The 9,229-nt window shown below is 65.6% G+C and carries 7 protein-coding genes; all 7 read right to left on the bottom strand.

All coding sequences use genetic code 11. The features are described 5' to 3' along the window. The coding region (locus MNI96_RS18275; RefSeq protein ID WP_249695485.1) for a M10 family metallopeptidase C-terminal domain-containing protein at window positions 1-2,145 on the bottom strand (2,145 nt) is incomplete at its 3' end. 93 nt (window positions 2,146-2,238) lie between these two features. After that, window positions 2,239-2,730, bottom strand: a complete 492-nt coding sequence (locus MNI96_RS18270; RefSeq protein WP_249695483.1) for a hypothetical protein — start codon at window positions 2,728-2,730, stop codon at window positions 2,239-2,241. Between the two features lie 104 nt (window positions 2,731-2,834). Next, complete coding sequence (locus MNI96_RS18265; protein ID WP_249695481.1) at window positions 2,835-4,016, bottom strand: AGE family epimerase/isomerase; 1,182 nt, start codon at window positions 4,014-4,016, stop codon at window positions 2,835-2,837. A 34-nt stretch (window positions 4,017-4,050) separates the two neighbouring features. After that, on the bottom strand, window positions 4,051-5,547 hold the full coding sequence (locus tag MNI96_RS18260) for a phosphomannomutase/phosphoglucomutase (protein ID WP_249695480.1): 1,497 nt from the start codon (window positions 5,545-5,547) through the stop codon (window positions 4,051-4,053). Between the two features lie 58 nt (window positions 5,548-5,605). After that, window positions 5,606-7,024, bottom strand: coding sequence for a mannose-1-phosphate guanylyltransferase/mannose-6-phosphate isomerase (locus MNI96_RS18255; RefSeq protein WP_249695478.1), 1,419 nt, complete (start codon window positions 7,022-7,024; stop codon window positions 5,606-5,608). 132 nt (window positions 7,025-7,156) lie between these two features. Beyond that, the gene (locus tag MNI96_RS18250) at window positions 7,157-7,732 is read right to left on the bottom strand and encodes a UbiX family flavin prenyltransferase (protein WP_249695476.1); all 576 of its coding nucleotides are present in this window, start codon (window positions 7,730-7,732) and stop codon (window positions 7,157-7,159) included. Continuing rightward, a complete protein-coding gene (locus MNI96_RS18245) occupies window positions 7,729-9,222 on the bottom strand; it encodes a UbiD family decarboxylase (RefSeq protein ID WP_249695474.1) in 1,494 nt (497 codons plus the stop codon). The genes MNI96_RS18250 and MNI96_RS18245 overlap by 4 nt, the downstream gene beginning before the upstream one ends. Window positions 9,223-9,229: the final 7 nt, after the last annotated feature.

Raw genomic sequence — 9,229 nt, 5'->3', positions numbered from 1 at the left:
GGCTCCGCCGATCATCGTATCGGCACCCACAGCACCATCGAGCACGTTGTTGCCCGAATTGCCGATCAACGTGTTCGCCTGACCGTTGCCGGTGGCGTTGATATTCGCGGCTCCGATCAGCGTTAGGTTTTCGATATGCTGGCTCTGCTGCCAGAGGATGTACGAGACAGTGCTGTATACTGTGTCAATACCCTCTCCAGCGAGCTCGACCACGGCATCGAAGACATTGTCTACCGAATAACTGTCGTTTCCGGCACCGCCGACCATCCTATCGGCCCCAAGAGCACCATCAAGCACGTTGTTGCCCGAGTTGCCGGTAAGCGTGTTGGCGAGGCCATTGCCGGTCGCATTGATATTGGCCGTCCCGATCAATCGAAGATGCTCAATGTGCTGCCCCTGCTGCCAGAGCGCGTACGAGACCGAGCTGATCACCGTGTCGGTGCCTTGGCCGACAAGTTCGATAATCGTGTCGCCCGCGTTGTCGACAACGTAGGTGTCGTTGCCCGCACCACCGATCATCGTGTCCGCGCCCTGCGCGCCATCGATCCAGTTATTGCCCGAGTTGCCTCGGATCACATTCGCCTGGATGTTGCCGATGCCGGACAGGTTCGCAGAGCCCAGCAGAGTCAGATTCTCCAGATGCTGGCTCGAACGCCAAAGCTCGAAGGAAATCCAGCTCCTGACCGTGTCGTTCCCCTCGCCGACATTCTCGACGACGACGTCGCCGATATTCTCGACAATATACGTGTCGTTGCCCGCGCCGCCGATCATCGTATCGGCGCCTACATTGCCGTTCAGCCAGTTGTTCGCGCTGTTGCCGATAAGGGTATCGTCGCCGTTGCCTCCGGTGGCATTCTCGATGACCGTGCCGCGTGCAATGGTGAGGTTACCGGTCAGGCCGCCGACATTCGAATAGGTTTCCTGACGCAGGTCGATGAGCTGATCGGCGTTGATGCCGGAAAAGTCGAGAGTGTCGGTACCGCCATTGTCATGGATGGTCAGGGCGACATCGCTTCCGTAGCTCAGGAAATTGTCGACATAGGTCCCGGTGTTGTTCGTGCCCCAGTGGTTGGAGCCGTAGATCGTATTTCCGAGATTGGTCGTCGTCGATGCACCATACAGATTCTGGATCGCGATGATATCGGCCACCATCGGCGTGATGATGTAGGCATATGTGGCGTTGATATAGGTGTTCTCGACCTGGTCGAAGTAGGACATCACGGTGCCCTGCCAGGAGTCGTTCCTGTAATGGTTGTCGACGCCGTAGGTCGCCGTGCTGTTATAGTTGCCGGCATGCCCCAGCCCCAGCGCATGGCCGATCTCGTGGAGGTAGGTCTGGAAGGAATAGCTGTCGATCGTCGTGCCGGAATTGGCGAGCCAAGCGGTGGAGACGTTCACGAAGGACGACAGGATCGTGTTGCCGCTGGTGGTCGACTGGTTGTACGCGCCGCTGTCGTTGTCGTCGATGGTGATGTCCGCAGAGCCGGAGACGAAGTTGAAGTTGATGCCGGTCACCGCACTCCAGGCAGCCAGCGCTTCGGTCGCCAGGAACTGTCCGTCAGCCGTCAGGCCGGTAATGTTCACATCCAGCGTGCCACCGGACGACACGTTGAAGGAGCGCTGAGAGCGCCCGGTCGCTTCCCAATAGCCATCGGTCAGCTGCGCCGCGATCTGGTCGTTGTCGAAGACAGGGAGCGGCGGAGCCTCGGCGATAGAGAGAGTGTAGGCGCCCGTCGAGGAGTTGGTCCACGCGCCGGCGCTCAGATAGTAGTTGCCGCTTGCTGACGCGGTGAAGGACAGAGCGGAGTTTGTCCCTGCTCCGCCATCGTCATTGAAAGCGACCTGAGTGCCGGACGAATTGTGGACGCGCAGATAGGCATCAAGGGAGCTTCCACTCGCCGCGTTGAGGGCGATATTGTAGGTCTGTCCAGCTTCGAGCGCGACACGCACCCAGTCGAGGTCCCCGCTCGACCCTATCGTCCCATTGAAGCTGTCGCCGACATTGATCGTGTAGGAGGTGGAGGTGTTGGCGGAGGCATCCACGCCTTCCGTGATGACCGCGAAGTCCGCATCCGCACCCGGAGTGAACGTCTCGTCGCAGCTGTAGCCGGCAACGACGGGAACTTCAGGATCGCGATAGGTCATCGCACAAAGGTCACACATGATTTTCCACCCTTCCGCAATCTGATCGGACGCCAAGCGCCCGGATGACCGGCAGCGCGCGCCGGCCGCTGATCATCATCCCCCCAAGGGGAAAGTATCGGCCAACGTCCTGCCGAACGGCCGGGCATCGGAAGCGTTGATCCGCCTGTCGTTGACGGAAAACTCGATCACAGGGCCCTGGGCAGCGGCTTGCGCGCCCTGGCGCCAGGACAGGCGCGCCATCACGAACGTCTCGTGGGACCTGACCCATTCCACGGACACACGCATGGCGGAGACATTGGTGTCGTCTCCGGCAATCCGGACCTCGGCGCCCGGCATACGCTCACGAAGGCCGGCCGCAAGCCCTTCGCATGCGTTTCTGCGCCAGTCGTCCTCACCTGCATCGCAAGTGACGACAAGCTTTTCAGGCCCCTGTGCAATCACGAGATCGGTTACCTTCTTGCCGGTACGGGCCGTACCCGTTTCCGGCACCATAACGGCCGCTACCGCTGCGGCAAAAACCAAAATACGCCCAGCCTGCGGGACCAAGCTCCAACCAGCAATCGTTTTGCAGTCACGCGCTGACACACCAGAATCTCGCACTGCCCAAATTACCTATCGACGTTAACCATAGCCTCGTTTCACGGCACTTTCCACGAGTTGCGTGAAATTTGCGTGATAGCAGGCCCGGCTCACCCGCAGACACGGTCGAGTTCGGCGACGGCGCAGACGAGATGATACAGCGAGCTGGCCGGCGCAGGTTCCTCGACGAACCGGCCGTCCGGCGCCAGGCGGTCGCGCCAGAGACCGCGCGGCTCGACGTCCAAGTAGCTCGAGATGACGCGAGCGGCCGAAACCGTGGCAGCAGCAGCCTCGCGCTCGCGCGCAGCGTCTCCGGTCTTGCGCGCCTCTTCCATCATCACCAGGGAGGCCTTCAGCCATTCCGTCTGGGACCACAGCCGCGCCACCGGCTCGCGCGGACGCAAATCGTCGCCGATCTCCAGCATGACGACGCCACGGTCGGGGCAGATGCCATGCCGCATCCCGGCCGCATAGAGCCGGGCGGCCGCAGCGAGCGCGTCATTGCGGCCGGTCCGACGTCCCCAGACCGTCAGCAGCCAGCACCACTCGAACAGGTGGCCGGGATCGATCTTGTGTCCGGCCTCACCCGCTGCCGGCGACCAGTCGCCCTCGTAATATTCGCGAAGCATCCCGAGATCGGGATCGATGAAGCGGCTCATGGCGAGTTCGGCAAGACCTCGCGCCATGGCGCCCCAGCGCGGGCTGCCCGACAGGTGCTCCCAAGCAAGCGCCGCCTCGAACAGGTGCATGTTGGGATTGGCCCGCAGCGGCAGCCGGCGGGGGGCGTTCTCCTCGAAGCCGCCGTCGGGATGGGCGAGCGTCTCTACCAGCAAATCCCGGAGGCGCCGCGCCTCCTGCACAGCCGTCTCGCGCAGACCCGCCACGGCGCCGGCGATGCTGGCATAGGCGAACAGGGCAAAGGCCTGGTCGTAGAGGTCGAAGGGACGCGAGCCGTCCGCCGCCAGAGGGCGCAGGCTGCCATCGCCCTGGAGAAAGTCGGCATGGAATGCGGCAAGTCCGCGCGTCGCGATGCTTGCCGCATCGCCCGGCCAGCCGAGCCGCGCGCCCTCAAGAAAGGAATAGATCTGCCGGGGCGGCACGCGCGGCCGTGCAGGCGCTCGCGAGGGCTCGGCCGTTTCCAGCGTCAGACTCTCGGAGAAGCGCCCGCTCTGCGCGTCGTAGCCGGCCTCGGCCCACAGCGGCAGGGCGTCGCGCACGAGCCAGTTTTTCAGCCGCTCGCGAACCACCATCAGTTCGGAGGCGGGATCCTCGGACCATGTCGTCGCGCGCAATACCGCCTCCTCCCCCAAGACCGACGCCGCAGCGTCAGAGCGTCTGGTTGTAGTCGCCGACTTCCGGATTTTCCCGCAGGACCGCATCCACTGCGTGGAACATCGCGCGCAGGCGCTCCTCGGAGACCGGGCTTTCCACCACGACGACGAGTTCCGGCTTGTTGGACGAAGCGCGCACCAGACCCCAGGTGCCATCCTCGGCGACGACGCGGATGCCGTTGACGGTGACGAGATCGGTAATCCCGTGTCCCGCAATCGTCTCGCCGCGCTCCTTCATGGCCGTGAAGCGCTCCACCACCCGGTCGACGACCTCGTACTTGATCTCGTCGGCGCAGTGCGGCGACATGGTCGGCGAGCCCCAGGTGCGCGGCAATGCGCGGCGCAGGTCCGCCATCGACCGGCCCGGGTTGCGGTCCAGCATGTCGAGAATCGCGATGGCCGAGACGAGGCCGTCGTCGTAACCGCGGCCGATCGGCGCGTTGAAGAAATAGTGGCCGGACTTTTCGAAGCCGACCAGCGCGTCCAGTTCGTTGACGCGGCGCTTGATGTAGGAATGGCCGGTCTTCCAGTAGTCGGTCACCGCGCCGTTCTTCTGCAACACCGGATCGGTGGCAAACAGCCCGGTCGACTTGACGTCGACGACGAAGCGGCAGCCGGGATGCAGGGCGGACAGGTCGCGGGCCAGCATCACGCCGACCTTGTCGGCGAAGATCTCCTCGCCCTCGTTGTCGACGACACCGCAGCGGTCGCCGTCGCCGTCGAAACCCAGCCCCACCTCGGCGCCGCTCTCCAGCACCTTGTCGCGGAGCGCATGAAGCATCTTCATGTCTTCCGGATTGGGGTTGTAGCGCGGGAACGTGTGGTCGAGCTCGCAGTCGAGCGGAATGACCTCCGCGCCCAGCGCCTCCAGCACACGCGGCGCGAAAGCGCCCGCCGTGCCGTTGCCGCAGGCGGCCACCACCTTGATGGGACGGGACAGGCGCGGCCGGTCGGTGAGGTCCGCGATATACCGCTCCTGGAAGTTCTCGACGAAACGGTAGCCGCCGGAGCCTTCGCGGAAGCTCGCTGTCAGGACGATCTCCTTCAGCCGCCCCATCTCGTCGGGACCGAAGGTCAGCGGGCGCTCGATGCCCATCTTGACGCCGGTCCAGCCATTGTCGTTGTGGGAGGCGGTGACCATGGCGACCGCCGGTACGTCGAGGGCGAACTGCGCAAAATAGGCCATCGGTGACAGGGCAAGGCCGATGTCGTGGACGCGCACGCCGCCCGCCATCAGGCCGGTGACCAGAGCCATCTTGATCGAGGCGGAATAGCCGCGGAAATCATGGCCGACGACGATGTCGGGGCGCACGCCGCGCTCGTGCATGAGGGTTGCAATGCCCATGCCGAGGGCCTGCATCCCCATGAGGTTGATTTCTTTCTCGAACAGCCAGCGGGCATCGTACTCGCGGAACCCGGTGGCCTTCACCATCGGCCGGGATTCGTAGGCGTAGGTGTTCGGCTTCAGTTCGGCGACAGGCACTGGCAGCATGTATTTTCCTCAGGATCTGGTCCGGTTCGGTTCGCACGGGGCGCAAACAAGCCCGCGCTTACTTGGACGAAAACGGCGCCCCCGCCTCGTCGTAACGGATAATGTCGTCGTCGCCTATATAGGTGCCCGACTGGATTTCTATGACACGCGCCGGCACCCGGCCCGGATTGGCGAGGCGATGGCGAGCTCCTACCGGAACGTAGGCCGACTGGTTCTCGGTCATCAACCGGGTCTCGCCGTCGATCTCGACCGAGAGCGTGCCCGAAACGACCACCCAGTGTTCGGCCCGGTTGACATGGCTTTGCCGGGACATGCTCTCGCCCGGCTTGATCTCGATTTCCTGCACCTGGAAGCGCCCGCCGACGGCGATCTCCTCGCGCCAGCCCCAGGGCCGGTACAGGCGGCGATGCTCGCGGGTCTCGCGGCGCCCTTCCGCCTGAAGCCCCTCGACCACGGCCTTGACGTCCTGAGCATGGGCCTTGTCGGCGACGAGGACCGCGTCCTTGGTCGCGACCACCATGACATGGTCGAGGCCGACCACCGAGACCAACGCGCCGTCGCTGACCACGAGATTGTCCCGCGCCTTCACGAAACGCGCCTCGCCCAGAACGCTGTTGCCGTCATCGGATTTCTCGAACGCTTCCCATACTGCAGACCAGGAACCCAGATCGCTCCAGCCCGGTTCCATCGGCACGCAGGAAATCCGCTCCGACTTCTCCATAATCGCATAATCGATGGAGATGTTGGGCACCTTGGAGAAGAGCCCCGCATCGAGGCGCAGGAAGTCGAGATCGCGGGTCGCCGCATCCAGCGCCGCGCGCACCCGGTCGAGGACCTCGGGCGCATGGCGCGCGAACTCTTCCAGCATGGCGCGGGCGGAGAACAGGAAGATGCCGGCGTTCCAGACATAGGTCCCGGCTTCGAGAAACGCGCGGGCGCGCTCGATGTCCGGCTTCTCGACGAAAGCCTCCACGGCGCAGGGCCCCTCGCCCGCTTCCGCCAGACGAATATAGCCGTAGCCGGTGTTGGGCTCCGACGGCTTGATGCCGAAGGTGACGATACGCCCGGCCCTTGCGGCCGGCAGCGCCCGCTCGACGGCGGCGGCAAAAGCCTGCGTGTCGCGCAGCAGGTGGTCGGAAGGCGCCAGCAACACCAGGGCGTCCGGGTCGCGCGCCTGCGCCAACAGCGCGGCGATGGCGGCGGGCGCTGCCGTGTTGCGGCCGACCGGCTCCAGCACGATGGCCGTATCCTCGGTCGCGGCGCGAACTTCCGCCATCTGCTCGCCGACGAGGAAGCGATGCTCGGAATTGGCGATGACGATGGGAGCGGCGAAGGCAGGGCCGGCAAAGCGCTTCAGCGTCTTCTGGAACAGGCTCTCCCCCTCGAAGATCGGAAGGAACTGCTTGGGCCTGGCGGAGCGCGACAGGGGCCAGAGCCGCGAACCGGAGCCGCCGGACAAGATGCAAGGGATGATCACGCGAGGTCTCTCGTCGCCAGGGTGTGCCGCAGGATGCGAAAAGGTCTGTCCCTCTTTTGCCCAATCCCGGACTGACAGGAGGTTAACCCGAAACGCCAGAGGTGTGAAACAGCAGAGAAAACCGGCCCCGGCTCACATCTGCGCGGCTGCCGGCTGCCAGGGCCGCGCCTCCATCGGCCCCAGCCGCAGGAGGTCGATGGCGCGGGCCGCAATCTGGGCAACCACGTCGGAAAGCAAGACGGGCTGCAGATAGAAGGCAGGCACTGGCGGCAGGATGATGGCACCGGCCTCGGTCGCGAGCACCATGTTGCGCAGATGCACGAGCGACAGCGGCGCCTCGCGCACCAGCAGCACCAGCGGCCGGCGTTCCTTCAGCTGCACCGAGGCGGCACGCGTCAGCAGGTTGTCGTCAAGCCCGTGGGCGATGGCGGCAAGGGTCCGCATCGAGCACGGGGCGACGATCATGCCGGCAACCGCGCTGGAGCCCGACGCGATCTCCGCTCCCACATCGGCGATGCTGTGTTCGCGCACGGCAAGGGCGGACAGCTCGCTTCGCGCGCCCTCGCTTCCCTCCAGCTCTAAGGTCCGCTCTCCCCCGGCGCTGACGACCAGATCGAGCAGCGCGCCGCGCCGGGCGAGATCGCGGGCGCAGGCGAGCGCCAGCGCCGCACCGGAGGCGCCCGAGACGCCGAGAACCACGCGGCTCATGCCAGCCCCTCCGCTTTCAGGACACGCTCGGCCGCGCTCTCCGCTTCTTGCGACAGGCGCATCACCTCGCCGAAGGCGCGGGCGGTCTCGGACCCGATCTTCACCGTGGCGTCGAGCCCGATCTTGCCGGCAAGTCCTTCCAGCGGCGAGGCGAAGTCGAGATAATCCATCGGCGTGCGGTCGAGCAGCATCGTGTCGCGGGCCGGATCGTAACGCGTTGCCAATGCCCAGGCGATATCGTCCCACTTTCGCGGATCGATATCGGCGTCCACCACCACGATCATCTTGGTATAGCTGAACTGCGGCAGCAGCCCCCACAGGGCGAGCATCACCCGGCGGGCCTGACCGGGATAGCGCTTGTCGATGGCGATCACCGCGATCCGATAGGAGCACGCGGCCGGCGGCAGCCACAGGTCCACCACTTCCGGGATCTGCTGTCGGATGACGGGAAGCGCGAGCTCGTTGAACACCTCGCCGATGATCGAAGGCTCGTCCGGCGGCCGGCCGGTCCAGGTGGACAGGTAAAGCGGATCGCGCCGATGGGTGATCGCGCTGACCCGCATCACCGGGAACGGCTCGACGGAATTGTAATAGCCCGTGTGATCGCCGAAGGGACCTTCCGGTGCCGTCTCGCCCGGATGCACCCACCCTTCCACCACGATCTCGGCGCTGGAGGGAACCAGCATGGGCACGGAGACCGCCGGCGCGAGCGATGTACGGGCACCGCGCAGGACGCCGGAAAAGGCGAGCTCCGACACGGTTTCCGGCAGCGGCAGGGCCGCGGCCAGCAGCAAGGCCGGATCGGCGCCGAGGGCGATGGCGACCGGCATCGGCTCGTCCTTGCGCTGCCAGCTGCGATGGTGGGCTGCCGCGCCCCGATGCGGCAGCCAACGCAGGATCAGGCGGTCGGGGCCCAGCACCTGTGCCCGGTAGATGCCGGCATTGTAGCGCCCGCTGTCGCTCGCCTGCGACCCCGCATCCCGGGTCAGCACCACCGGCCAGGTCATCAACGGTCCGGCATCGCCCGGCCAGCAGGTCTGCACCGGCAGACGCGACAGGTCGGACTTTCCCATCCGCTCCTCCTGGGAAGTCCCTTTGCCCAGCACCCGAGGGCGCGCCCGCAGGGCCGCCGCCATCTGCGGCCAGCGCGACAGCGCATCGCCGACGCCTTGCGGAGGCACCGGAGCGCGCAGTGCGGCGAGAAACGCTCCAAGGCCGGCAATGTCGGCCGGTTCGGCGCCGAGGCCTGCCGCAACGCGGCGGCGAGTGCCGAAGAGATTGGCGATGAGCGGGATGGACGAGATCGAGCCGTCTTCGGCGAGCGGGCGTGTAAAGCGCAGGACCGGCCCGCCCGCCAGCAGCACCTTGCGGTGAACGGCGGTGACTTCCTCCACCAGGGAGACCGGCTGCTCGATACTCCGCAGGTCCCCGGCCGCATCGCACCAGCGGAGAAAACTGCGGAGATCGGGGAAGGCTGGCAGGCGGCGCATGGCGGCT

This window comes from Stappia sp. WLB 29, assembly GCF_023507705.1.
Lineage (GTDB): Bacteria > Pseudomonadota > Alphaproteobacteria > Rhizobiales > Stappiaceae > Stappia.
The sequence above is the reverse complement of the archived record's forward strand: the minus strand, read 5'-3'. Positions and strand labels throughout refer to the sequence as shown.